This is a genomic window from Legionella lytica (genome assembly GCF_044626755.1).
Classification (GTDB): domain Bacteria; phylum Pseudomonadota; class Gammaproteobacteria; order Legionellales; family Legionellaceae; genus Legionella; species Legionella lytica_A.
The window spans coordinates 15,389-37,668 of the sequence record NZ_JBGORX010000012.1 but is presented as its reverse complement, the minus strand read 5'-3'; the positions used below and the strand labels follow the sequence as shown (position 1 = coordinate 37,668).

Genomic DNA, 22,280 nt, shown 5'->3' with positions numbered 1-22,280 from the left:
ACCATGCGTTTATTTATTGCAGAAAAACCATCCGTGGCTAGTGCGCTAGCCCAAGAGCTTGGAGTAACGGGTAAAGGGGAGGGCTATATTGAATGTGGCACTGATAAAATCACCTGGTGTTTTGGCCACATGCTGGAATGTGCTGAGCCTGATGAGTACACCGCCAATGACGTTCCAAGGCATCCTAAAACCGATAAAAAAATATGGCGAGTTGATGAGCTGCCCATCATCCCAGCAACCTGGATTATAAAACCCAAAGATGAGGCCAAAAAACAACTTAAAATCATTGGGCAATTGCTCAAAGAGGCACAGCTCATTGTTAATGCTGGAGACTCCGACAGGGAAGGGCAGCTCTTGATTGATGAAATCTTAGAATACTTCAATAACCAAAAGCCTGTAGTTCGTTTTTGGGTGTCTGCTCATGATTCCATCTCGTTGCAACGTGGATTCGCGTCCATGAAAGACAATGCACACTATAAAGGATTAAATCTGGCCGCACTCAGTCGAAGCCGTGCGGATTGGTTAATTGGCATGAATTTAAGTCGTGCTTATACCTTAAGTGCTCAGCGTGGCGGGTGTAATACTTTACTGACGGTGGGACGCGTACAAACACCGACCCTGGCCTTGGTTGTTGCCAGGGACCGAGAAATTGAGGCCTTTAAATCAAAGGATTATCATACCATCAAGGCTGCGTTCCAGGTTGAAAACCATGCCTTTTTAGCGACCTTTCATGCAGATGAACATCAGCAAGGTTTAGATTCTGAAGGTCGTTTGATTGATCCTGATATTGCCAATCAAATCCTTAGTCAAGTGACAGGCTACTCGGGATTAATTACCCAATACACCAAAGAACCAAAGAAGAAAAACCATCCCCGCGCTTACTCTCTATCCGATATTACCCTAAGTGCCTCCCAAAAATGGGGCTATACAGCTTCTGAAGTACTTGATGCCTGCCAATCCTTATATGAGACGCACAAACTCACAAGCTACCCCAGAACCGATTGTGGGTTTTTACCCGAATCCCAACTCAATGATGCACCAAAGATTTTAGAGGCTCTAAAACAGGTTATTCCTGAGTTGACTGCGCTTATTGAACGGTGTGATACGTCCATTAAATCAAACACCTGGGATGACAGCAAAGTAGGGGCGCATTATGGAATTATCCCAACTCAGCATCTGGGCAACAGCTCCAGATTAAATGAAAAAGAACGAGTTGTTTATGATTTAATTGTCCGTGCCTATCTTGCCCAATTCTACCCCGTGCACGAATACCTGAGCACCACAGTTCACATTGAAGTGAATGGTATGACCTTTAAAACCGCTGGAACAACCATTATTCATAACGGCTGGCGAGATGTGTATGCCGTTGCAGATGAAGAAGAAACCGCAGGGACTAATGAACAGCAAAACCTGCCTGAAATGAGGGTAAATGAGGCAGTGACATGCTTAAAAGCCACCCGAATCGATGCCAAAACCAAGCCACCAGGTCGATTCACTGAAGGGACCCTGCAACGAGCGATGGAAAACATCCATAGATATATCGTAGGAGAAGAACATAAAAAAATGCTCAAAGAGGGTGATGGAATTGGCACATCAGCAACTCGTGCATCCATTATTTCAGAATTAAAACGTCGTGATTTTTTGGAAACAAAAGGGCGAACTATTATCAGTACTTCATTAGGAAAAAGCATCATTGATGCACTTCCCGAAGTGGTCAAAAGCCCAATTCTAACCGCCATTAATGAGCGTATTTTAAAAGACATAGAAGAGGATGAAACCCTATCTATGGGATTCATTGAAAGGCAAACCCAGTTTGTAAAGGAATGGGTAAAAAAAGCGAATGGTACAGCCATTCACATATCAGGAACTAAAAACGCGCTGACCATTTCCAATCAATACAGCTGCTCAGTGTGTGGCAAAGGACTTGTTCGACGCCCTGGGAAAAAAGGATTTTGGTGGTCCTGTAGCGCTTATCCGCAATGCAAAGAGAGCTATCCCGATGCAAAAGGAAAACCCGCTTATACCCCTAAAAAATCAAGATAAACAAGAGGAACACTTCATGAAAAAACACTTATTTCTTTTAAATATTTGGTTTGGTTTATTGGCTTACAGCACTGTTGCCACATCAAGTCCTGCTTCCACAGAATATGTGAACAGCAAAATTAAAGAAGCTGTTGATACGATTCTCATCCAAGTGGCTAAGGAAAGCCAAAAAACGGAGTCTAAAATCAATGCGATTCCAGTGGTCACGCTCCACGAGATAGGGGAGTCCTATCAAGGGGGGATTGTTTTTTGGGTTGATGAAACCCGACAACACGGGCTAATCGTTGCCAAAATCGATGCAAATCAAGGTGTCGGGATGTCATGGCAAAATGGAGAAAGTGGCGACAAAACAACGAATGCTCTTGGCAACGGAGTTTATGCAGGTCTATCCAACACCCACTTAATCGTTAGTCAACAAACCATTGACGATCAGGAAGGGCGTTTTGCAGCATTGATCGCTCAAAGTTTTTCTGTCCTATCCGATGGGGTTTTTGCGTGCACTGAGAATGAATTATGTTATGGCAACTGGTATTTGCCCTCATTAAACGAATTACATCTTCTAAGAGCTAATCTTTATGACAAAGGGCTTGGAAATTTTTCACCCAATCTTTATTGGTCCTCAACGGAAGCAAGCGTCAACCAATCGTTCGCTTTAGATTGGATCACTGGTGAATCCAGTTCTCTTGATAAATCAAGTACTGAGCCTAAGGTTCGCCCCATTCATTCTTTTTAATTTTAATGAGGAAATCATGAACAAATCAATTCTTACCATAATGTTATTAACCAGTCTAAATGCCCATGCCAGTCACACCGGACTTTGGCGAGCAATAGGTGCATTAGGCGGGCAAATATCGGCCCTTCAAGCTCAAGTCAACCAGCTTCCACAACCCATTCATTATCAGGCAGGTCCAGGAATTGAAATTCAAGGTGCTGTAATCACTGCCAAATTATCCAATCAGCACCATATTGGCGAAGAATATCGCGGCGGTATTGTTTTTTATGTCGATGAAACAGGCCAACACGGATTGATTGCCAGCAAAAGAGATGTTCTAAGCGATGGAGTGCAATGGCGAAATGGGCCCTCAGGAAACAAAGTAACCAATGCACGAGCAGATGGAATAGGCGCTGGAGAAACCAATACACGAGTCATTATTGCAGAGCAAACGATTGATAATCAAAAAGGAACATTTGCAGCCCTAAAAGCCGTATCCTTTCAAGTTCTAAGTGATGGAATAACGCCCTGCCAGACCCCAATTGCCAATGACAGCATGTGCTATGGCGGATGGTATTTGCCAGGTGCTTTTGAATTACAACTCATGCACACCCATTTACAAGAAGCCAACCTGTCCTCCTTTGCGCCAGACCTATATTGGAGTTCAACAGAAGCAAACGCATCCAAAGCCTGGCTCATTAATTTTTCGACCGGAGAATTGGTTGCCAGTGACAAATCCAACACGAATGCTCGGGTTCGCGCTATATCCCATTTTTAATAAATGAAACTAAAAAGGATTAAAAAATGAAAAAAATACATCTGTTGTTTGCCTTGTTGTGTGTTTATCTGCATCCATCCTATGCGTGTTCAGATTGTGACATGCCCTTAAGTTGGGGGTTTTCTGGTAGCTTGGGCCTCACTCATTATGATTCTGTATATAACAATGATGGACAAAGCGTCATGGGAAGATTGAGCTTGAATACCCAATACAATCTGTCTAGTTTTTTTGCTCTTGGAATAGACGCAGGAATACAAAATGGCAATACCATGCGTTTGGATATTCCTAAATCAACCCTGGATGAATTAGGAGGCGAGCCAGTCAGCATCCTTGTTAAACCGATGATAGATATTCTGGTAACAGCACAAATTACTCCTTTTGAAGACGAGCGAATATTTGGTTTTCTCAAAGGAGGAGTGGCCTATCGACAAGCTCAAGTCGATAGAAATGAAGTCAATGATTTATCTCAAATCAGTCCAGAGCTTCAAGCAGGAATAGGCTATAAATTAAACGACAATTTAGCCCTACATATAGAGTATCAACAGGTATTTGGGGGCAATCCCGACTATCAGGTGGATTCTTTAACCGAAACGGCGCGTATCACTAATATTCCTACTCAACAAGCAGTATTACTTGGACTTTCAATCCTTATTTAATCCGTAAAAATGAATTAGAGCGTTTCAAAACTAGCGGCAAATCACTAATCAAAGGAGTTAACTCATGAACCCGAAAACCCAAACACCAAATGACCGTCATTTAAACGTGAAAGCCAATGAAACTCAAGTGTTGTCTGAAAAACTGCTTGATGCACTCACCCCAGGGCTGCAAGTGGAATTTGATCCTGATGAAGCGATGAAAGCTGGCGCCTTCATTGAGGACGCATTAACTGAAGCGGATGCCAAAGACAGCTGTTTTGATGAAATGGATATCATCAATGCAGGTACTAAAGACATAAACATTATCGGGAAGGATCAATAATGAATAAAAAACCGTTTCATGAAGTGATCGCTGAACGATTAATTCAGCAGTTAAAGCAAGGAACAGCTCCATGGCAAAGACCATGGGAACCAGGTGCTCCCAATGCGTTTATACCGATGAACCCAATCACCGGAAAACGTTATAAAGGAATAAATGCCATTGCACTAATGGCCCAGGATTATCGCGATCCGCGTTGGATGACCTACAAACAAGCAGAAGAGGCTCAAGCGCAAGTGCGAAAAGGTGAAAAAGGTTCTGCTATTCAATATTGGAAATTTACCGAAGAACAGATCAAAAAAGATGAGCAAGGTAAACCAGTACTGGATCCTCATGGTAAGCCCGTTAAAATTGAAATTCGCCTTGAGCGGCCACGAGTGTTTTATGCCACCGTATTTAATGCAGAACAAATTGATGGATTACCTCCACGCACTCAAAAGGAAATCGCCTGGAATTCCATCGACCGGGCTGAACAGATTCTAAGTTCATCTGGAGCTGCTATTTTACATGGTGAGAACAACCGCGCGTTTTATAGACCCTCCACGGATACCATCCATCTGCCTGACAAAAGCCAATTCTTAAGCGCAGATAATTATTATGCGGTTGCTTTACATGAACTCGGCCATTGGACTGGGCATTCAACACGAATGGACAGGGATTTGATTCATCCTTTTGGAAGTGATGGCTATGCCAAAGAAGAATTGCGGGCTGAAATTACCAGCATGATTTTAGGGGATGAATTGGGGATTGGTCACGATCCAGATCAACATGCAACTTATATCGAGTCTTGGATTAAAGTATTACATGACGATCCATTGGAACTGTTTCGTGCTGCTGCAGAGGCTGAAAAAATGCAACAATTCATTCTATCTTTCGAACTAAAACAAGAACAAGTACAAAATACCAATCACCCTTTGCCAAACGAGCTGGAAAACAAAATGACATTGGCAAATGAAGTAGAACCTGTAAATCATGATAATCATTTAAATGAAAATCCACCCACCTTAGACGATGAGATTGCCACGCTCAATAAAGCTCAAAGTCAACTCCAAACCCAAGCCCCAACCAACCAAACTCCAGTCACCAATAAGTCTGCAGAGATTGAAAAACTATGGCTCGATATTCCCTTTAAACAAAAAGAAGTAGCTAAAGAACTAGCGGGTGTTCTTCCCGATGGCAAAAAAGCCATTGCATGGGATAAAGAACACTCTCGCTGGTTTGCTCACCCTGGTGCTAATTTAGAACTCTTAAAACCTTGGATTATCAGCCCACAGCTTGATACTGGCTCTAAAGCTCAAGATATCGAGCCATCACAAATCGCCACTGAAAAAACATGGCTTGCTGTACCATACGAGCAAAGAGAAGCGGTCAAACATATTGCAGGAAGGCTTGAGGACGGTAAAAAGGCAGTAGAGTGGGATAAGGCCGCAAAATGCTGGTTTGCACACATTGGCACCAATTTAGAACCTTTAAAACCCTGGATTTTAAACACGAACCTAGAACGGCAACAGCCTGCCTTAACACCTGAGCAGGAATTTTCCGATATATTGAAAAGTATCGGCAGTATTGTTACAGGCGAACATCCTATTATGGATGGAAAAAAACATCGAATCAGCGTTGATGGGGATAAAAAAGGTGAAAAGTCAGGGTTTTATGTGGGGCATCTTGATGGTCATCCTGCGGGTTATGTTAAAAATAACCGCACGGGTATTGAGACAAAATGGAAAAGTAAGGGCTACTCATTAACTGATGAAGAGCGGGCCACATTGCATGCACTTGCAGCCACAAAAATTAAAGAACGGGCTGAGGAACAAAGGCAAGACCAGGAAGAAGCGGCCAAACGAGTAAGCAAACAATTATCCGATTTAGTACTCATAACAACCCCAACGCCTTATTTACAGACCAAAAAAATCGAACCCCATTCTGAAATATTCACAGATGTTAACGGACAAACGACTTATATTCCTGCAACCGATGCAAGTGGCAAACTATGGACTATGCAATACATTAAAGAAGATGGGACCAAACGATTTGCTAAAAACTCTCGCAAGGAAGGATGCTTTCATGCTTTGGGCGGGCTTAACGCATTAGCCGAAGCTCCTGCCCTTGTAATCGCAGAAGGGTTTGCTACTGCTGCAAGCATCTCTCAAGAACTTGGGTTTGCTACAATTTCGGCCTTTGATGCAGGAAACTTAGAGCCAGTAGCGCGAGCTTTGCAAGAACAATTTCCTGATAAACCCATTATTATTATGGGGGATGATGATAAGCATCTTGAAATAAATCAAGGAATTAATCCAGGAAGAAGCAAAGCGCTTGACGCTGCAAAGGCCGTTAATGGCATTGCCTTGTTTCCAATTTTTGCACCTGGTGAACAGGCAGGAGATCCAAAGTCATTTAGCGACTTTAACGATTTGGCATCCAAAAGTGTATTGGGCTCTGAGGGAGTAAAACGCCAGATTAAACCTATTGTCGATAAAATAATTCAAAAAAATGAAACGTCTATTATAGAGCAGAAAGAAATCAAAATGACCAGGCATCAACACAGCACGTTGACCTTATAAAATCATATTATCCAAAGGGTTCCTTGCAAAGAATCCTTTGGAGGATTATCGAGTCACATGAAAATTCAATCTTCATCCTCGTGCGTCTTCCACTATTGAGTTTTTGGACAATGCCATACTTTTGTCTATTTTTGCTAATCACGACTCTTTTTATGTAGTTGTCGAATCACTACTTGGTGTGCACCTAAGCTTAGGATTAGTTCATTTTTAGGGTATTTGTGGGTAAAGACAGTCCTTGTGGACAAATCAGTTAACTCAAACTTGATTTGTTACCTAAATTAGGGTACAATTATAGAAAAATAAGATGGTTGCAATGAATACTTGTAAAGTCACCATTAGTGAACAGGCAAAAAAGGACTTAAAAAAAGTATCTCAGTATATTGCCATTAAGTTGTATCAATGGGTTGAATCAGTATCTCATGATGGGTTATTAGAAGTTAGAAAAATTTCTGGCTACCACGATGAGCCATTACAGGGTAAAAGAAAGGGACAGCGTTCTATTCGATTAAATAAGGCTTATCGGGCTAATGGGCAAATGGAACTTGTTGAAGTGATGGAGGTAAATAAACATGATTACTAACGAAAGCAAAGAAGCACTTGCTTATCTGGAGTCCCTAATAGGCAAAAAACCGACTCTTGGAGATCATTTATTGGCAATTCGTCAGGGTGAAGAAATGACGCAAGCCGCTTTTGCCAAACAACTAGGGGTTTCTCGTCATTATTTATGTGACATCGAGCATAATCGCCGCTACGTAAGTCCTAAAGCTGCTGCTGAATTTGCTGATAAACTAGGATATTCAAGCAAACAGTTTGTGCGTTTGTGCTTGCAAGACATGCTTAATCGAGAAGGCTTAGATTTATTGGTTGACATTCAAAGTGCGGCTTAAATAAGAACATTTAGTAAGTTACTAATAACAGGGGGTTCTATAATAGAGCCCCTTGCGGTTGAAAGAAGAAATGGATTTAAATTGCACTCTTTAGGCCAAAATAAATGATTAATTCAATCAAATGGATTCGTGGTTTTTTTCTGAAAAGCTGAATATTATCTTCTTCAAGAAGAAATACCCGTTATATAAAGCAAAATACACCCAATACATCCAAGCCAAATCAATCCATGAGGCGCCTTTGGGGCTGTTCTCAATTATCTTATATAGTGGGAATTTCTGTTCTATTCCAAACAGAAGTATTGTAAGAAACACACCCACCATTGGAGAAAAAATCGATTTGAAAGGTTGTTTTTTATTCATAAAATTCAGTCCCTATTATAATTTTCACAGATTAACCTACATTATCTGGTGCGCCCTCTTGATGCAATGGTGCCTCTTGCGGTTAACTTGACCATCTCACCAACAGACAACCTCTTCATTCGATGAGCCGTGTCCGAATCAATGGGCAATACCACAATGACATTATCTCGCTTTAAAAGAGCCAACAGTTCACCATCGATTTGACGAATCCCTGCAAACTGCATAAGCCCCTCATCATTTTTATTATACCGTCTATGCTTAGGAATGTCGGCTATTTTTTGACGCTTTAATTCACGCTCAGCAATGTATTTGTCTGCAGCATCCGAAATAAAATTTACTGCTCCTGGCCTAGATACATTCCGTCGCAGCCCGTCATCTGATTGGGTTCTTTGGTGCTCCAGGTGACCAGGTACATGACTCGGCAATAACACTTCACATCGAGTGGAGAACTGAACCATACCGAGTTGGGACAAGTCTCGCAAACGGTTTTTACTTTCGGGCGGCGGTTGCTGTCCAATGCGCCCAAGGTAGGGCTTGGGTGTCCCGCCAGAACTTGATTTTCTTCTGGTTCTTCTGCTGTCAGGGTTGATGACTCTGATTGATCCAAAGTTCTCATTACTGCCTCGATTTGTTCCTCTGCCGTTAAGATCAGATTGTCTTCTTGATTCATGATTATTTTCCTTTGGTTTTGGGTTTTTTATTAACTGTTGACGTTGTAACTCAAGTTGTTCGTTATCAAACCTAAGGTTTAATTTTAACTGTGCTGCAACATTGACGACCTGCTCTTTAAACACATCACTTCCTTTGACAGTAATGCATTCACCATAACGATTCATGGCCATGTGCAAGGCGGTCGCAATTCCTTCTTCGGAAGAACCACGTGACATATTAATCAGCTCTCCGTCATCCCTAATCGCAGAAGTTCCCACGCGATAAATGACGGTTCCTGTTTTAGTAATATTATCGTTTTTTATCTTAAGGTTAGGCTCACCACTTTGCATTCCTTGCCCCGTAACAACATTCCCTTTAAGATTTTGGCGTACTTCACGAGAACGCAGTGCATTAAGCGCATCGGCATCGCCTTCTAGGGCTTTTAATTTCAACCAATCAGCCCAGGTGCTGCGCTGATATTTAAGATAAATGGATTCACGTTCTTTCGCATACTTCTTTCTTGCTGCTTCAATATTGGATTGAACTGCTTGACTGGTCAGAGCATAAAGAGCTTTCTTGGTAACAGGAGTTCCATGCAATAATTTAATTGCCGCACGCTTTAACCGACCGCCTCGCTTCGCTGATTCGATCAGTTGTTTTTTCCGTGTGCGAGCACGAGAAAGCTCAGAGGCACAATTAAATTTGGCGTGGTTCTGTTCCTCTTGATACCTGGCGTAAAGAATCGAGGTATTTATTTTCATGTGAACAGGTTTGAGTGAATAATGAATACCTTGCTCAATAGAAAGAGTTTCAAGCTGATCTAGCCTATACAAACGATTTTGACTACGCGGTGGTGGATTATGACCCACTTTTGCAACCCTTGCTTTTTTTGCTACGGGAGCTACGAAGTCTGGATGAGTCGGGGTATGGTTTTCAAAAGACCCAAATACTTTTTCAAGCTTCGCTTTAGAAAAATCACGTGATACTGAGCTTGCCTTAACACCAATTCCTAAACCATCCACAATCACTAAACCACTACCTCGCACGCGTAGTTCAAGACCGTGTTGCGCCAATACATGATGAAACTGGGACCAATTATTAGCGGCCTTAAGTTGCTCCAAGCACTCAGATTTAATCCAGTTTAAAAGACTCCCGATACCCGCATGATGCTCCATATCATCCGCTCGATTCTCAGAACCCACCTTATGAGGAATATGATTCACCCGTTGCAGACCATGTTCGATTTCAAGCAAAGTTGCAATCTCACCCAGCTTTTTATAGGCCAGATACGGCTCATTCAGGGTATAACGCGTGGGATGGATTTTATTAATGCCCACATGGATATGAAAATTATCCGTATCATAATGCACCACGCTAATTCGTTGATGCTCCCCTAAACCCACGGAAGAACAAACCCTCTGCTCAATATCCTTTAATACGTCAGCTGATGGAATTTCTCCTGCAGGAAAGGAAATTAAAAGATGATAGGTTTTATCACCTTTTGCACGCTGATTAAGTTCTTGCGTTGCCTGTACTTCATGGATTGCCCATTCAATCTCATTGCTCTGGCAATTTGTAATGCGAATTTCGCCAACACGTTCCTGTTTGCCATGCTCATTAGTCATATACTGGATGAGTCCTGCAAAGTTACTTTTCCTAATAACTTTCATTGGAATGTGTCTGACTATCATGTACTAACCCCCTGCAGCGCTTTTGGCTATAAACACGTTCATAGCTTGTTCACTACTTCAAGCATGGCTGCCTGGGTTGCTTTGATACGCTCTAATACGACGGTTATTGTTTTGGGCTCAATATGAGCTAGCCGCTCATCATTGGTAAGCCACAACTTGAGCAGACCACCCAAGCGACCTAAATCAGCATTTATTTTAGAAAGTTCGATGATGTGCTGTTGGTCGATGGAACTCTTTATTTCATAACCTAGAGCCAAACGACGAAGATATACAGCGGTGGCCAATCCCGCATGTGCCGCGTTTTCTTTGATTATTTGCTCTTCCTCTGGAAGTACGGGAATTCGAAGCCGTCGGGCGTGTTTTCTGCTGAGTCTTGTTTCGCTGTTGTTCATCGTAATACCTTTTTTCAAGCGTTGTCCTGACATTAAAACGGCGGCAGCCGTTAGCCTCGCAAGAGCAAGATTTCCGTTGAGCACCGAAGGTGCGAATAAGGAAGGATGTGAAGTGGATACCCAGCTCGCTGGGTGGCCATCTTCACCTATCTTGCCCTGTTTTTTAAATCCATTACGCCAAGAAATAATACCACGGTGCATTCGATTTATCCTTGTTTTTTATAGGAAAAAATTATTTTAGCGTAAGTCATATTAAAAAAGAGGTTTATAGGTTTATAATCGAATTTGAACCGATGTTAGTTGACATGAAATTGACATTTAATTGATTTTATAACAGGTAACTAATTGATATGGGAACATCCTATACAGACCAGCTGGCCAAGTGGGTCAAGGAAAAAAAATCAACACCTCGCAATAAGAATTTGGTAGCATTCTTAGCTGTTCGAGCTGATATAAAAGAAGCGCTTGATGCGGGATATCCAGTTAAAACCGTGTGGGAAAACATGCATGAGTTAAAGCGAATTGAATTTGGTTATGACACCTTTTTGAATTATGTGAATCGCCAAATTCGTCGGCCACAAGCAAATCAACCAACCCCTCAAGTTGAACCCGATTCAGCCCAAACATCAAAGGACAATAAATCCAAATTACCAGACGACCACACAAAAAAAACAACGAAACCAGGAACACTGTCAGGCTTTACCTTTAATCCAGTACCCAATGCAGAGGAATTATTTTAATGGCTAAAATTAATATGGTCTTGCAAGGAAAAGGAGGGGTCGGAAAATCCTTCGTAGCATCAACACTGGCACAGTATATGAAAAACGAGGGGGAAGAGCCTCTTTGTATCGATACCGATCCGGTTAACACCACTTTTTCGGGCTATAAAGCACTGAATGTTACCCGACTGCAAATAATGGATGGCGATGAAATTAACTCTCGTCACTTTGATGACCTCATTGAACTGATTGCGCCAACAACCCATGACGTCATAATTGACAATGGAGCAAGCTCCTTCGTACCACTGTCACATTACTTAATCAGCAGCAACATCCCTTCACTGTTGGCTGAAATGGGGCATGAGCTGGTAGTTCATACCGTCATTACGGGTGGGCAAGCCATGCAAGACACTGTGAATGGTTTTTCACAACTTGCCAGCCAGTTCCCAGAAAATGCTTTATTTGTAGTTTGGCTAAACTCTTACTGGGGACCAGTGCAACACGAAGGTAAAGACTTCGAACAAATGAAAACCTACAAAGAAAACAAAGAAAAGATTTCCGCAATAATTCATATACCGGCACTTAAAGAAGAGACTTTTGGTCGTGATGTAACTGAAATGCTTCAAGAACGTCTTACTTTTAGCGAAGCCATCGCTTCACCCGCTCGAACTATCATGACAAGGCAACGTCTCAAAATAGTGCGAGACGAACTTTTTAATCAACTAACCAATGCGGTAGTAATGTAATGGCCGATCAATTCGAATCACTCATTAACGAGGTTGCCATAAAACATGGGGTTGTCCTTGGACGAAACGATCCAATTCTTATATTGCAGACCATGAATGCCAAACTGATGGAAGACAACGCTAAAACACAACAACTGATGCTCCATCAGTACAAAGAGGATTTAGAGGGGATCGCTTTACGCTGGGGAAATGAGGCAAAAGAAAAATCTGAACGAATTTTGAATGCGTCTCTTGCTGCTGCTAAAGAAACTATGGCAAACGTACTAGAGGAAAGTGCAAGATCCACCGCTTTAACCATACAAAATGATATAGAAAAATTGCTGTCTCATGCAAGTGGGGCATTGCGACGCACAGAACGGATCGCCATGATTAACCTTGCCGCATCAGCGCTTACACTCGTGGCCGCTGGTATGATTATACTTGGCCTCTTAGGATGAAATGGGTCGAGGCCTCAAAGAAGGCCTCAAAATGAAAATGGTTTTTAAATTATTTTGAAAGAATTGCTTCGGCAGTAGTTTGAGCAAGTCCTGTTGTAATATGAGTAATTCCATTAGCACCCATTGAGGCCGCTTGTTTTTTTAATTCGGCCATTATCGATTCTTGAGAAATGGTCATTCCAATCATATTATAATTTGAAGCAGAGACTCTACCAACAACAGTATGGTGTTTTGGCATTGAAGATTTTGAATGATATATCTTTACTTGCTCGGAACTGATTGGCTTTATATGACGGTTAGTAGTTGTTGATACTGCATCCCCACTCCCCATGGTCGCTTTGATATCTGTCGTATTGCATCCTGTTAAAACAATAGCTGATACTGCAATCGCGTTCATTAGTATGAATCTTATTTTCATTGTGTTCTCCATTTTTGTGTTATGGTCTACTTGGCTACAGGGAGTATCTCAAAAAACTTATATCGTGACACGACATACCTACCAAACGTCTTAATTAAAATTAACTGCATCGGATATTTTTCAGGGTATATGCCATCATCTTTCGTTGGCCACGCTTGTAGCGGATGGTGTCCAAAACAAAATAAATCGGTAAAGAAGTTTTTCGCACAATCTCTCTAATCATTTTTAATGTCCTTTGTAAAATATGATATATCGAATACAGTATTATTATATCACTTACGACATTTCACGCAAGCCATATTTGACATTTTTATATCGTATTTGAGATAATAATTTTATTAAAGATATTTTCAGAGGATTTCTATTGAGTACTATGGACTGGAATAAATTAGCTTCTGGGATGCTTAAAGCCGAATTAAAGCGACGCAACATCAGTTATGAGCAACTTGTTACCCTGCTCAACTCAATTGATGTACATGAAACCCACGCCAGTATATTAAATAAAATGAGCCGTGGTGCCTTTCAATTTGCCTTCTTTTTACAATGCGCCGCTGCAATCGGAATAACCAATTTACGACTGGATGATCTGGCGCCAACAACACCTGATGCTAAATCACGTTAATGAACACATGGCCTCATGTTGTTTTTGATGTTTAATTAGGGTTTAATCACCACATCCTTGTTCCCAATAAAAGAGCCATGAATAAAGACGCAAACTGGTATGGTCTGAATATGCTGCCCTTGTATATCGAGATAAGTGAGGGCCAACTTGAAGCATCAGCTGAACAACTCAATAATCTAAACCAAGTCCAATCGAAACCCCATGTACTTGATAGCGAGACCATTGAGCGAATCATTAAACTGCACAGCGCTCAAAATGCTGATAATTGGGTCTTCTTCGAACAATGTAAAAAATGGCGCAATGAAAATCCCACAAATGAGGAATTAAAACTCATTGCTCAGGTTGAAAAAAATACTAATCAGCTTGAAGAGGTGAATAATGAAATTTTAACTTTAGCTAATTCATTTAAGGGTAATACTATTAACAGCATACTTGGTAAAGGGGATTTTGAGTTAGGCTTGGAATACCTGTTAAAACGGCTAGGAAAATCTAACTTATAACAAATGAGACCATCACAAACCAAACTCACCTATGAAAATCCGCTGACCCAAAACGCCCTTAGTTTAATCAATCACTTATAATATAGCGTTTAGTCCTTTTTTTTCTATTAAAGAAAGTAATTTCAAAGAAGTACCCGCGGGTTTTTTAAGCCCCCTCTCCCATTGACTAATAAGATCTTTAGATACATTAAGACAATACGCAAATATAGGTTGGCTCACATTTTCTCGTTCACGCAATGCTTTTATTTCCACAGGTAAAAATTCATGTATCGGGGTTAAACAAGCGCGATCAAATTGCCGCATCGTTTTTTTATCAATAACGCCAGCCTCAAACATATCAACGACCGTTTCATGTACGACCTCAAAAACCTCACTTTTATATGTTTTATTTGTGCTCATTATATAGTACCTCCACAAGTGCACCTGATTGGAGCAATCGCTCAATATCATCACCAGAAAAGCCCAGCATCTGCTGAGATAAATCTTTAAATATTTGCTCTTCTTCCTGACTTATATTGTCACGTTCATTTTTTGGAAATCCATACACCAAAAAAGCAAGATCTTTATATCGATATAAAATAATACACCGATAACCACTCGACTTTCCTTGATTAGCTCGGCCAAGCCTTTGCTTTATAACGCCACCACCATAATCAACATCGATTAGCCCTTTTTCAATCTCTTTTATTAAATTACATAATTGAGAATCTAAAATACGCTCTTTTTTTGCAAATTTAGTAAACCATTTATTTTTAAAAATCCGCAAAATAACATTCCATATTTCTTTTATTATATGTGTAATTATATAGTACTTGGTTCTATACTTCAACAAATACCGACAGAAATACTGAACCAATTCTTAATAGATCAATTCTAAATCATTAATCCTGATGGATAGATGGATCGTAATCCAGAATATTAACACTATAGAAATAAAGGAAAATGCTGAATATTTTGGAGAATTTCACCATCCATAATGGCTATTCCAAAGCTCCGAAATAATGTAAATCCCCTCTTCATCAAGGTAGGATCGAGCATCAACAAAGTTTGATGTACCAACTTTTTCAAGTAGTTCTTGACCGCACTCAGAATCAAAAAAAGAGTACATCATAGCAAGCAATACTTGTTTGCTATGGCTATAACCCCCTATGGCCTCTTTAATGAATTGATAGTTGGGTTCTAACTACCATCTTTTGTGGGCATCATTAAGTGAGGATGCTTTTAGGTTAAAAAATTCAACACCCACTTTTTTTACACCTTGCTTCCAAGCACTATCAAAGCGGATCATGAGATCATTTCTGTTATTCATTAGTTGTTCACCGTTTTGTATTTTAGTCTCATTAACATCTACACTACCTTTAGTGCCTTAGATGAGGCCAAATTATGATTCAAATAATTCTTCTATTGTTTCCTGCATTTCGTCCTGACTGGGCTTCGCATAACGAAAAATTTCTTTTATTGAAACATTTCCACTAAGTTCCTGAGCAAAATGCACCCCATGCTTGTCAGTTACTTTCTTTAAGAAAGTATGCCGAAGTTTATGGGGTGTAAATTCAAATCGCTCATTTTCTGGTAATAGTGCTAGCACTTGTTTTAAGACACGCTGACATATGCGAAAAATATTCCGAGTATTAATACGATTCCCAGCCCTATTAATAAATAATGGTTCGTCAGGTTCTGAAACGCGGCTTTTTAAATAATGTTCCAAGTGCTCTCTAGCTTCTTGAGGTAAAGGAATCTTTATAGTCACCCGTTTACTCTTATGTCGTACTACAGAATGCAGTCCTTTCGAATGATACTGGTGTACATTTAATGAAACCAGCTCAGATTCCCGTAAGCCTGTTCCTAGTAACACATAAAATACTGCCGTTTCCAGTAATGCATTTTGATTTTTTCGGGTGCATATTTTGGCTCGTTGTTCACACGCTGCTTTTAAACGCATAAGTTGTTTTGAATTTAAGCCATTCCATTCTGGCGCATCAGTTTGTAAATCCTTAACCCCGGATAACGGGTCACCAGCAATTAAGGGTCTTTGTTGATAAAGCCATCGGCCTGCATGACGAATTGTTGCCATTGTCCGATTAATGGAAGTCGCTTTGTATGCTTTTCCGGTTTTCTCCGAAATGGTATTGCATAAGGAACGTTGAAATTGTTTACTTACTGCTGGTGTCCAATTATCTACCTGGTCGTGCCCTACTTCGACCTGAAAAAAATTTAAAAATTTAGATAAATCTTTTTGTTTCGCCTGGACTGTTTTTTCCGGTGCACCTTTGACATGAACCTGAACATAAAATGACAACCAGGCTGACAAAGAATTGGTATCAAAATGAACATCCAATGGATGGAAAATCTTATCTACCCCAAACTTCCGATTTTTGTTATTTTGGTCATCCAATAAATTCAAGACATGCTCCATGAGTGTTTTTCTCATTTTACCTCATTTGGGGTAGATAAGGTACGTTATCTGCCCCAAATATGATATTATAAATGAAACTACAATTAGAAATAATTAATCTTGGTGGCGAGATGATAAGACTGTTAAATTGCCCTACAAAATTATTATTAACTTGTACCTTAAATGCTTCAACATCCTGTACAAATAATGAGCCTATTATATTGGTATGTAAAATGTGTAATTTTAATGATAAAAATTCTAATCCTCGTGTAACTACCTCTACTATTTTATTAAAGCCTAATAAACATCAATGAACAATGATCGTCGATTTATCCGATTTAGTTGAAAATGGTAGCTTAGAAATAAAGGAACACGTTTATGTACTTACTTTTAAGAATTTAAATAATGCACAAGCCACATTTATCGATTTAGGAAAGATATTGCTTATTCAATGGGCATCACCCAAGATAGGGGTTCATGTAAAATCGGTAAACAAATTTGATATCAGGAAATTAAGACATGTTTAAATTTCTAGATTTTTTTAAAAACAGTAAAGACCAGATTGTTATATTCCAAGCACCTAATTTGCCACTCATTTGCTGGCTGATACTTACAATATTGAATTTGCTTTGGAGCAATAATCAACCAAAAATCCATAATTTTTTTAACTTGCTCAGTTTTGGCTTTATCTTTACCTGGGCATGGCTAGAGATAACAAGTGGGGTTAACTATTTTCGCCAAGCACTTGGTGTGTTAGTCATTATTATTGCAGTTGTTTTTAATAATTAGCTCTAACGCATGGTCACTGAATTTCTCTCAAATCCTAAAGTCTTCATGAATCTACGCGCTGCTCCGAAACAGGCGTGCCAGCTTCAGCTTGTTTTAGAATTGATTGGATTTGAGTGTCTGTAAATTTTGATTTTTTCATAAGAGTATCCTGTATATAGTTTACGAGAAAATTCTACTTTTGGCACCAGTTATTTTTCGGGGGGATTACCCCCTAATCCTTTAAGAGCTATTTCAAGGCCACTGATTATGAACACATTAAAAAAAATTTCCTTATCCATGAAGAAATATATTTGGGTGTTGTATTTTGCTAAACGTGATCCCAGAGTAAGTTGGAAAGCAAAATTAGTGGCGTTTATAACCTTAGCTTACGCATTAAGCCCCATAGATCTTATTCCTGATTTCATCCCAATTTTAGGTTTTCTGGATGATCTATTAATTATACCGCTAGGTATTTACCTTACGATTAAATTAATACCTAAAGACATTTGGGATGAGTGTAATAGTCGCGCTGCAATAGCTATCAATAAGGGCGAATCATTGCCAAAAAGATGGGGATTTGCCGTGATTATTGTTCTATTGTGGCTGTTCATTCTAGGAATAGTCGGAAGATGGCTATGGAATGCCTATTTGATTTAAACTTAAGAAAATATTTTTTAACACCGTCATGTAATTTTGCAGATCTTATTTCAATTTATGTTATTTCAATCCAAGTGTATTTATAGCTTGTTTTATCAGGAGAGATTATAGATGAGGCGCTTTCGACTAATTTCCCCAACTATCGCAGCACTTGGTGCTGCAATGTTCTTTGGAGCCAGTACGCCTTTTGCTAAACAACTTGTGGGACAGGTATCCCCCGTACTGCTTGCGGGATTATTGTATGCGGGTAGCGGGATCGGATTAATTTTAACGCGTTTAGTTAAAGACCGGGGCTGGAGTCATTCAGGACTATTAAAAGTTGATTGGTTGTGGCTAATCGCTGCCATCAGCTTTGGTGGAATTTTGGGACCAATATTGTTACTGTTTGGCCTACAGCAAACAAGTGCTGCAACTGCGTCACTACTATTGAACCTTGAAGCCGTACTCACCGCGTTATTAGCCTGGGTAGTTTTTAAGGAGAGCACAGCTTCTCGAATTGTACTTGGTATGATTTTTATTGTAGCTGGTGGCATTCTATTATCTTGGCCACAAGGTGAAGCCACCCAACAAAATATGCCAGGAGCTTTAGCCATTGCGGGAGCATGCCTATGTTGGGCGATTGACAATAATTTTACCCGTAAAGTTTCTGCCGGCGATCCATTGTTCATTGCGGGAAGTAAAGGGCTCGTTTCAGGCATCGTGAATATAAGCCTTGCCCTTGGTTTAAATATGACACTCCCTTCTGGGCTAGTAGTAGGTTACGCTTTTCTAGTCGGTTTTATTGGCTATGGAATCAGCTTGGTTCTATTTGTACTGGCTTTACGGGGACTTGGTACAGCAAGAACAGGAGCTTATTTTTCAACAGCTCCTTTTATTGGGGCGGCAATTGCCATTCTGTTTTTTCAAGAAACACCCTCAATTTTGTTTTGGCTTGCCGCAAGCTTAATGGGAATTGGCGTATGGCTACATCTCACGGAACACCATGTCCACGGACATACGCATGAACTACTTAACCATGAACACAATCATATTCATGATAAACATCACCAACATACCCATGACGTTCCTTGGGATGGTGAGGAGCCCCATACTCATCCACATCATCATGATGCTATAAAACATTCACATCCGCATTATCCAGATATTCATCATAGGCACGACCATTCTTGAGACTGGTTAATCCTGTGCCTGCGCTGATGCGGTTTGTGACATTTTTAGAAATTCCACTTAAAAAGCCTGGGTAAATGCTAAGATTCATTCCCTCGCTGCCTTGCATTATAATCAATCACTGGAATGACCATAAGTGATAATTACTCTAGAATTATTGTAGGGAGCAAATATACTGTAGTATGCGCCTCATTTTATTAAGTTAGAAATTTCATGCCAAAGTCTTATTCTTTTTTAATAGTAGAGCCTTCATTGGCAGCACGAATCGTTATTCGCTCACAATTCTTGGATCTGGAGCATCACATAGATTTGGCTTCGGATTTTGAATCTGCAATGGAGTACATAACCGCTAAGCTATACGATCTTATTTTAATTGATATAAACCTTAATCATCGAAACACTTTGATTCATCAAATTAAGAACAATTGGCATATTAGCAAAGAAGCACCTATTATGGGTTTATCTTCATACGAAGATTATGCATTATCAGAAGAGAAGAAGGAGCGAGTCTTTCGTAAGCCCTTCACTAAAAAAGATGTAATAAAAATTATTGAGTTCCTAAATAATTCGAAAAGGAACCATTAAATCATTTCTTTAAACTGGACAAGGAGAAGCCTAATGTTTAAAAAATTATTAATTATCAGCAGTCTTGCGCTTACTATTACAATCCCTAATACACTTTGGGCAAAAGAGAATTGTGCTTGTATGATGGGCTCAATGACCAAATGCCAAAGTGCCATGGATCAAATGATGATGGAGAAGCTAGGTAAGAAAGATAATCAATACGATAAACGCTTCATTGATATGATGATACCTCACCACGAAGCTGCCATTATGATGGCAGAAGATGCTTTAAAAAATGCAACACATCCTGAAATCAAAGAAATGGCTCAGAAAATCATTGACACCCAACAAAAAGAAATTGAGCAATTAAAAACATGGCGTAATCAATGGTATGCAAATGAACCATCAAAAGGAGAATAGCATGTCCCACCAACAGTATGAGGCCTGTATTAAAGCCTGCCAAAAATGTGTGGCTGAATGTGAGCATTGCGCAACGGCTTGCAGCGAAGAAGACAACCGTAAAGACTTGGCCTGTTGTATTACATTGGATCGTGATTGTGCAGCAATCTGCGCCCTTGCAGCAGAGATGATGGCCAGGGGTTCATCCTTTGCTAAAGAAATTTGTGGATTATGTGCTAAAATTTGCCGTGCTTGCGGCGATGAATGCAGTAAGCATCAGCACATGGAACACTGCAAGCGATGTGCCGATGCATGTTATCAATGTGCTGAAGAATGCGAAAAAATGGCTTAATGTTCAAGCTCCTTGCAGATACTGCAATGGAGCTTACAACGAATGGTGCATCATTAATTTTGGCAATTTAATATCTTGATAATTCACCAGCGTCATCATGCCCGTTTCTTGATGATACAACATATGGCAATGCATCATCCAATTACCAGGATTATCAGTATCGAATTGAATGTTCACTGTTGATTTCGGCAACACAATAACCGTATCGTGCAACAAGCCATTCTTTATTTTTTTACCATCAATCTCAGTTACTTCAAATACATGACCGTGCAAATGCATAGGATGAGCCATGGTGGTTTTATTGTTAAAGACCATTTCGACGCGTTTATTTCCAGCAACGATTAAAGGTTTGATGTCTGGCCATTTTTGGTTATTAATAGTCCATATATAGCGCATCATATCGCCTTCTAGATTAACGGTTAAGATTTGGCCTGGTGTTTTATCAGACAGTGGGTGTAATGCTTTAAATTGAAACTCCTGATCATAATTTAAAGCCCCTGCTTTACTTGAACTTTTTTCATTAAGTTTAGGAATAATCGCTTTAGGCGTTGCGAGTATTAAACCAGTTTGCATCTGAGTCCCCTCGCCTTGAGCAAGAATAGGATATGCCGCTTCACCCTGGGGAATAGTCACCAGGACATCAAGTCGTTGTCCCACAGCCAGTTGAAATTGCTCGGATTGTACCGGTTGAATCGATTGGCCATCGAGTGCGATTGCCTCTCCTTTCAAAATACCTGTATTTATAAAAAAATTGGACATTGCAGAACCCGCAATGAAACGTAATCGAACAGTGTCTCCTGGATGAACAGGAACGATTTGAGGATTTTTTAAAGTTTTATAATTGGTTAGAAAAGCATCATAATTGACATCATTTAAATCAGGTGCCGCATTATTCATAGGCATAGAAGACATCCCATTGCCATGATGCATGTGGGTCATTTGCCCTTTTTTTAACTCACTTAGAATCACTTCTGGTTTTTTAAAACTAAAATCTCCGATAAATAAAGTAACCTCTTTATCACTCACCTTATCGTTTGGATCAGCGATAATCAAAGGCGCTGATAAAAATTGCTGTACTTGTAAATCATGATGCGAATGCATCCAATAAGTCCCAGACTGTTTAAGTATGAAATGATAATGATACTCGCCACCTGGGGGAATAGGTGCTTGCGTCACATAAGGTACCCCATCTTGATCATTAGGAACAATAAGACCATGCCAATGTAAGACAGTCGGCTTATCCGTTTGATTTTTTACAATCGCATCAAATACTTGACCTTTGACCCCTTTATATCCCCATGTGCCATCGGGCTGTTCAATGCGAAACAACTCGGCAGGTTTCCCATCGACTTCGGTTTGGAATTTTTTAATCAACAATACTGTAGGGTCACTCGCTTTAGGAGGTACAGGCTCTTGATTTGCAAGAGCCTGTCCTAAAACCAACGTACTTAATAGTACTCCTTGAACACAATAAGACAATTTCATC

Annotated in this window: 27 protein-coding genes; 19 read left to right on the top strand and 8 right to left on the bottom strand. The window is 40.1% G+C overall.

The window, feature by feature from the left end; all coding sequences use genetic code 11:
• Positions 1 to 3: 3 nt before the first annotated feature.
• The 8 genes from ACD661_RS15995 (at position 4) to ACD661_RS15960 (ending at position 7,956) form a co-directional block, all read left to right on the top strand.
• The gene (locus tag ACD661_RS15995) at positions 4 to 2,043 is read left to right on the top strand and encodes a DNA topoisomerase 3 (RefSeq protein ID WP_400188860.1); all 2,040 of its coding nucleotides are present in this window, start codon (positions 4 to 6) and stop codon (positions 2,041 to 2,043) included.
• Between the two features lie 16 nt (positions 2,044 to 2,059).
• Positions 2,060 to 2,776, top strand: coding sequence for an Lcl C-terminal domain-containing protein (locus ACD661_RS15990; protein WP_400188859.1), 717 nt, complete (start codon positions 2,060 to 2,062; stop codon positions 2,774 to 2,776).
• Between the two features lie 16 nt (positions 2,777 to 2,792).
• Positions 2,793 to 3,533, top strand: coding sequence for an Lcl C-terminal domain-containing protein (locus tag ACD661_RS15985; protein ID WP_318795623.1), 741 nt, complete (start codon positions 2,793 to 2,795; stop codon positions 3,531 to 3,533).
• A 26-nt stretch (positions 3,534 to 3,559) separates the two neighbouring features.
• Positions 3,560 to 4,189, top strand: a complete 630-nt coding sequence (locus tag ACD661_RS15980; protein ID WP_133137711.1) for an outer membrane beta-barrel protein — start codon at positions 3,560 to 3,562, stop codon at positions 4,187 to 4,189.
• A 64-nt stretch (positions 4,190 to 4,253) separates the two neighbouring features.
• A complete protein-coding gene (locus ACD661_RS15975) occupies positions 4,254 to 4,511 on the top strand; it encodes a protein TraD (RefSeq protein WP_400188858.1) in 258 nt (85 codons plus the stop codon).
• Positions 4,511 to 7,069, top strand: a complete 2,559-nt coding sequence (locus ACD661_RS15970) for a zincin-like metallopeptidase domain-containing protein (RefSeq protein WP_400188857.1) — start codon at positions 4,511 to 4,513, stop codon at positions 7,067 to 7,069. The genes ACD661_RS15975 and ACD661_RS15970 overlap by 1 nt, the downstream gene beginning before the upstream one ends.
• Before the next feature lie 313 nt (positions 7,070 to 7,382).
• The gene (locus ACD661_RS15965; protein ID WP_400188856.1) at positions 7,383 to 7,649 is read left to right on the top strand and encodes a type II toxin-antitoxin system RelE family toxin; all 267 of its coding nucleotides are present in this window, start codon (positions 7,383 to 7,385) and stop codon (positions 7,647 to 7,649) included.
• The gene (locus ACD661_RS15960; RefSeq protein ID WP_058475073.1) at positions 7,639 to 7,956 is read left to right on the top strand and encodes a helix-turn-helix transcriptional regulator; all 318 of its coding nucleotides are present in this window, start codon (positions 7,639 to 7,641) and stop codon (positions 7,954 to 7,956) included. The genes ACD661_RS15965 and ACD661_RS15960 overlap by 11 nt, the downstream gene beginning before the upstream one ends.
• Positions 7,957 to 8,357: 401 nt before the next feature.
• Here the strand turns inward: ACD661_RS15960 and traI are convergent, their stop codons facing one another.
• Complete coding sequence (traI, locus tag ACD661_RS15955; protein ID WP_400188855.1) at positions 8,358 to 10,658, bottom strand: TraI/MobA(P) family conjugative relaxase; 2,301 nt, start codon at positions 10,656 to 10,658, stop codon at positions 8,358 to 8,360.
• A 38-nt stretch (positions 10,659 to 10,696) separates the two neighbouring features.
• The gene (gene traJ / locus ACD661_RS15950; protein ID WP_182352941.1) at positions 10,697 to 11,050 is read right to left on the bottom strand and encodes a conjugal transfer transcriptional regulator TraJ; all 354 of its coding nucleotides are present in this window, start codon (positions 11,048 to 11,050) and stop codon (positions 10,697 to 10,699) included.
• A gap of 350 nt (positions 11,051 to 11,400) precedes the next feature.
• On the opposite strand from traJ, the gene ACD661_RS15945 reads away from it, so the two are divergent.
• From ACD661_RS15945 to ACD661_RS15935, 3 genes are read left to right on the top strand one after another with little or no spacing between them, the layout of a single operon-like run.
• Positions 11,401 to 11,790 (top strand): TraK family protein, encoded by a 390-nt coding sequence (locus ACD661_RS15945; protein WP_400188854.1) that lies wholly within the window; start codon positions 11,401 to 11,403, stop codon positions 11,788 to 11,790.
• Positions 11,790 to 12,515, top strand: coding sequence for a nucleotide-binding protein (locus tag ACD661_RS15940; RefSeq protein ID WP_400188853.1), 726 nt, complete (start codon positions 11,790 to 11,792; stop codon positions 12,513 to 12,515). The genes ACD661_RS15945 and ACD661_RS15940 overlap by 1 nt, the downstream gene beginning before the upstream one ends.
• Positions 12,515 to 12,952, top strand: a complete 438-nt coding sequence (locus tag ACD661_RS15935) for a conjugal transfer protein TraM (RefSeq protein ID WP_400188852.1) — start codon at positions 12,515 to 12,517, stop codon at positions 12,950 to 12,952. Before ACD661_RS15940 ends, ACD661_RS15935 begins: the two co-directional genes overlap by 1 nt.
• 49 nt (positions 12,953 to 13,001) lie before the next feature.
• Here ACD661_RS15935 and ACD661_RS15930 read toward each other — a convergent pair whose 3' ends face one another.
• Positions 13,002 to 13,370, bottom strand: coding sequence for a hypothetical protein (locus ACD661_RS15930; RefSeq protein ID WP_400188851.1), 369 nt, complete (start codon positions 13,368 to 13,370; stop codon positions 13,002 to 13,004).
• 373 nt (positions 13,371 to 13,743) lie between these two features.
• Here ACD661_RS15930 and ACD661_RS15925 point away from each other — a divergent pair, with 373 nt between their 5' ends.
• Positions 13,744 to 13,992: a DUF6471 domain-containing protein gene (locus ACD661_RS15925; RefSeq protein ID WP_400188879.1), complete on the top strand. Its 249-nt coding sequence runs from the start codon at positions 13,744 to 13,746 to the stop codon at positions 13,990 to 13,992.
• Positions 13,993 to 14,069: 77 nt separating this feature from the next.
• Positions 14,070 to 14,492: a hypothetical protein gene (locus ACD661_RS15920; RefSeq protein ID WP_136627753.1), complete on the top strand. Its 423-nt coding sequence runs from the start codon at positions 14,070 to 14,072 to the stop codon at positions 14,490 to 14,492.
• A 75-nt stretch (positions 14,493 to 14,567) separates the two neighbouring features.
• Here the strand turns inward: ACD661_RS15920 and ACD661_RS15915 are convergent, their stop codons facing one another.
• The 4 genes from ACD661_RS15915 to ACD661_RS15900 all read right to left on the bottom strand — a co-directional run bounded on the left by ACD661_RS15915 (position 14,568) and on the right by ACD661_RS15900 (position 16,923).
• On the bottom strand, positions 14,568 to 14,891 hold the full coding sequence (locus ACD661_RS15915; protein WP_400188850.1) for a helix-turn-helix domain-containing protein: 324 nt from the start codon (positions 14,889 to 14,891) through the stop codon (positions 14,568 to 14,570).
• Positions 14,878 to 15,258, bottom strand: coding sequence for a type II toxin-antitoxin system RelE/ParE family toxin (locus tag ACD661_RS15910; protein WP_015444994.1), 381 nt, complete (start codon positions 15,256 to 15,258; stop codon positions 14,878 to 14,880). The genes ACD661_RS15915 and ACD661_RS15910 overlap by 14 nt, the downstream gene beginning before the upstream one ends.
• A gap of 198 nt (positions 15,259 to 15,456) precedes the next feature.
• Positions 15,457 to 15,603, bottom strand: a complete 147-nt coding sequence (locus ACD661_RS15905) for a hypothetical protein (protein WP_400188849.1) — start codon at positions 15,601 to 15,603, stop codon at positions 15,457 to 15,459.
• Positions 15,604 to 15,873: 270 nt separating this feature from the next.
• Positions 15,874 to 16,923: a tyrosine-type recombinase/integrase gene (locus tag ACD661_RS15900; protein ID WP_400188848.1), complete on the bottom strand. Its 1,050-nt coding sequence runs from the start codon at positions 16,921 to 16,923 to the stop codon at positions 15,874 to 15,876.
• Between the two features lie 483 nt (positions 16,924 to 17,406).
• Between ACD661_RS15900 and ACD661_RS15895 the strand changes: the two genes are divergently transcribed.
• From ACD661_RS15895 to ACD661_RS15870, 6 genes are all read left to right on the top strand, one after another.
• Positions 17,407 to 17,676, top strand: a complete 270-nt coding sequence (locus ACD661_RS15895; RefSeq protein ID WP_400188847.1) for a hypothetical protein — start codon at positions 17,407 to 17,409, stop codon at positions 17,674 to 17,676.
• Between the two features lie 246 nt (positions 17,677 to 17,922).
• Positions 17,923 to 18,312, top strand: coding sequence for a YkvA family protein (locus ACD661_RS15890; protein ID WP_400188846.1), 390 nt, complete (start codon positions 17,923 to 17,925; stop codon positions 18,310 to 18,312).
• Positions 18,313 to 18,423: 111 nt separating this feature from the next.
• Positions 18,424 to 19,482, top strand: a complete 1,059-nt coding sequence (locus ACD661_RS15885) for a DMT family transporter (protein WP_286822872.1) — start codon at positions 18,424 to 18,426, stop codon at positions 19,480 to 19,482.
• 210 nt (positions 19,483 to 19,692) lie between these two features.
• On the top strand, positions 19,693 to 20,064 hold the full coding sequence (locus tag ACD661_RS15880; RefSeq protein ID WP_400188845.1) for a response regulator: 372 nt from the start codon (positions 19,693 to 19,695) through the stop codon (positions 20,062 to 20,064).
• 33 nt (positions 20,065 to 20,097) lie between these two features.
• Entirely contained in the window at positions 20,098 to 20,463 is a 366-nt protein-coding gene (locus tag ACD661_RS15875; RefSeq protein WP_246067915.1) for a DUF305 domain-containing protein, read from the top strand.
• Between the two features lies 1 nt (position 20,464).
• Positions 20,465 to 20,794, top strand: a complete 330-nt coding sequence (locus ACD661_RS15870; RefSeq protein WP_265679103.1) for a four-helix bundle copper-binding protein — start codon at positions 20,465 to 20,467, stop codon at positions 20,792 to 20,794.
• Between the two features lie 33 nt (positions 20,795 to 20,827).
• Here ACD661_RS15870 and ACD661_RS15865 read toward each other — a convergent pair whose 3' ends face one another.
• Entirely contained in the window at positions 20,828 to 22,279 is a 1,452-nt protein-coding gene (locus ACD661_RS15865; RefSeq protein WP_400188844.1) for a multicopper oxidase family protein, read from the bottom strand.
• Between the last annotated feature and the right edge of the window lies 1 nt (position 22,280).

What these genes read in the sequence shown, in the direction of transcription:
- ACD661_RS15875 (WP_246067915.1), top strand. Translation starts at nt 20,098, where the DNA reads ATGTTTAAAAAATTATTAATTATCAGCAGTCTTGCGCTTACTATTACA.
- ACD661_RS15895 (WP_400188847.1), top strand. Translation starts at nt 17,407, where the DNA reads ATGTTTAAATTTCTAGATTTTTTTAAAAACAGTAAAGACCAGATTGTT.
- ACD661_RS15970 (WP_400188857.1), top strand. Translation starts at nt 4,511, where the DNA reads ATGAATAAAAAACCGTTTCATGAAGTGATCGCTGAACGATTAATTCAG.
- traJ (WP_182352941.1), bottom strand. Translation starts at nt 11,050, where the DNA reads ATGAACAACAGCGAAACAAGACTCAGCAGAAAACACGCCCGACGGCTT.
- ACD661_RS15880 (WP_400188845.1), top strand. Translation starts at nt 19,693, where the DNA reads ATGCCAAAGTCTTATTCTTTTTTAATAGTAGAGCCTTCATTGGCAGCA.
- ACD661_RS15870 (WP_265679103.1), top strand. Translation starts at nt 20,465, where the DNA reads ATGTCCCACCAACAGTATGAGGCCTGTATTAAAGCCTGCCAAAAATGT.
- ACD661_RS15865 (WP_400188844.1), bottom strand. Translation starts at nt 22,279, where the DNA reads ATGAAATTGTCTTATTGTGTTCAAGGAGTACTATTAAGTACGTTGGTT.
- ACD661_RS15905 (WP_400188849.1), bottom strand. Translation starts at nt 15,603, where the DNA reads ATGATGTACTCTTTTTTTGATTCTGAGTGCGGTCAAGAACTACTTGAA.
- ACD661_RS15945 (WP_400188854.1), top strand. Translation starts at nt 11,401, where the DNA reads ATGGGAACATCCTATACAGACCAGCTGGCCAAGTGGGTCAAGGAAAAA.
- ACD661_RS15990 (WP_400188859.1), top strand. Translation starts at nt 2,060, where the DNA reads ATGAAAAAACACTTATTTCTTTTAAATATTTGGTTTGGTTTATTGGCT.
- ACD661_RS15960 (WP_058475073.1), top strand. Translation starts at nt 7,639, where the DNA reads ATGATTACTAACGAAAGCAAAGAAGCACTTGCTTATCTGGAGTCCCTA.
- traI (WP_400188855.1), bottom strand. Translation starts at nt 10,658, where the DNA reads ATGATAGTCAGACACATTCCAATGAAAGTTATTAGGAAAAGTAACTTT.
- ACD661_RS15985 (WP_318795623.1), top strand. Translation starts at nt 2,793, where the DNA reads ATGAACAAATCAATTCTTACCATAATGTTATTAACCAGTCTAAATGCC.
- ACD661_RS15900 (WP_400188848.1), bottom strand. Translation starts at nt 16,923, where the DNA reads ATGAGAAAAACACTCATGGAGCATGTCTTGAATTTATTGGATGACCAA.
- ACD661_RS15935 (WP_400188852.1), top strand. Translation starts at nt 12,515, where the DNA reads ATGGCCGATCAATTCGAATCACTCATTAACGAGGTTGCCATAAAACAT.
- ACD661_RS15915 (WP_400188850.1), bottom strand. Translation starts at nt 14,891, where the DNA reads ATGAGCACAAATAAAACATATAAAAGTGAGGTTTTTGAGGTCGTACAT.
- ACD661_RS15890 (WP_400188846.1), top strand. Translation starts at nt 17,923, where the DNA reads ATGAACACATTAAAAAAAATTTCCTTATCCATGAAGAAATATATTTGG.
- ACD661_RS15965 (WP_400188856.1), top strand. Translation starts at nt 7,383, where the DNA reads ATGAATACTTGTAAAGTCACCATTAGTGAACAGGCAAAAAAGGACTTA.
- ACD661_RS15980 (WP_133137711.1), top strand. Translation starts at nt 3,560, where the DNA reads ATGAAAAAAATACATCTGTTGTTTGCCTTGTTGTGTGTTTATCTGCAT.
- ACD661_RS15920 (WP_136627753.1), top strand. Translation starts at nt 14,070, where the DNA reads ATGAATAAAGACGCAAACTGGTATGGTCTGAATATGCTGCCCTTGTAT.
- ACD661_RS15975 (WP_400188858.1), top strand. Translation starts at nt 4,254, where the DNA reads ATGAACCCGAAAACCCAAACACCAAATGACCGTCATTTAAACGTGAAA.
- ACD661_RS15885 (WP_286822872.1), top strand. Translation starts at nt 18,424, where the DNA reads ATGAGGCGCTTTCGACTAATTTCCCCAACTATCGCAGCACTTGGTGCT.
- ACD661_RS15925 (WP_400188879.1), top strand. Translation starts at nt 13,744, where the DNA reads ATGGACTGGAATAAATTAGCTTCTGGGATGCTTAAAGCCGAATTAAAG.
- ACD661_RS15930 (WP_400188851.1), bottom strand. Translation starts at nt 13,370, where the DNA reads ATGAAAATAAGATTCATACTAATGAACGCGATTGCAGTATCAGCTATT.
- ACD661_RS15940 (WP_400188853.1), top strand. Translation starts at nt 11,790, where the DNA reads ATGGCTAAAATTAATATGGTCTTGCAAGGAAAAGGAGGGGTCGGAAAA.
- ACD661_RS15995 (WP_400188860.1), top strand. Translation starts at nt 4, where the DNA reads ATGCGTTTATTTATTGCAGAAAAACCATCCGTGGCTAGTGCGCTAGCC.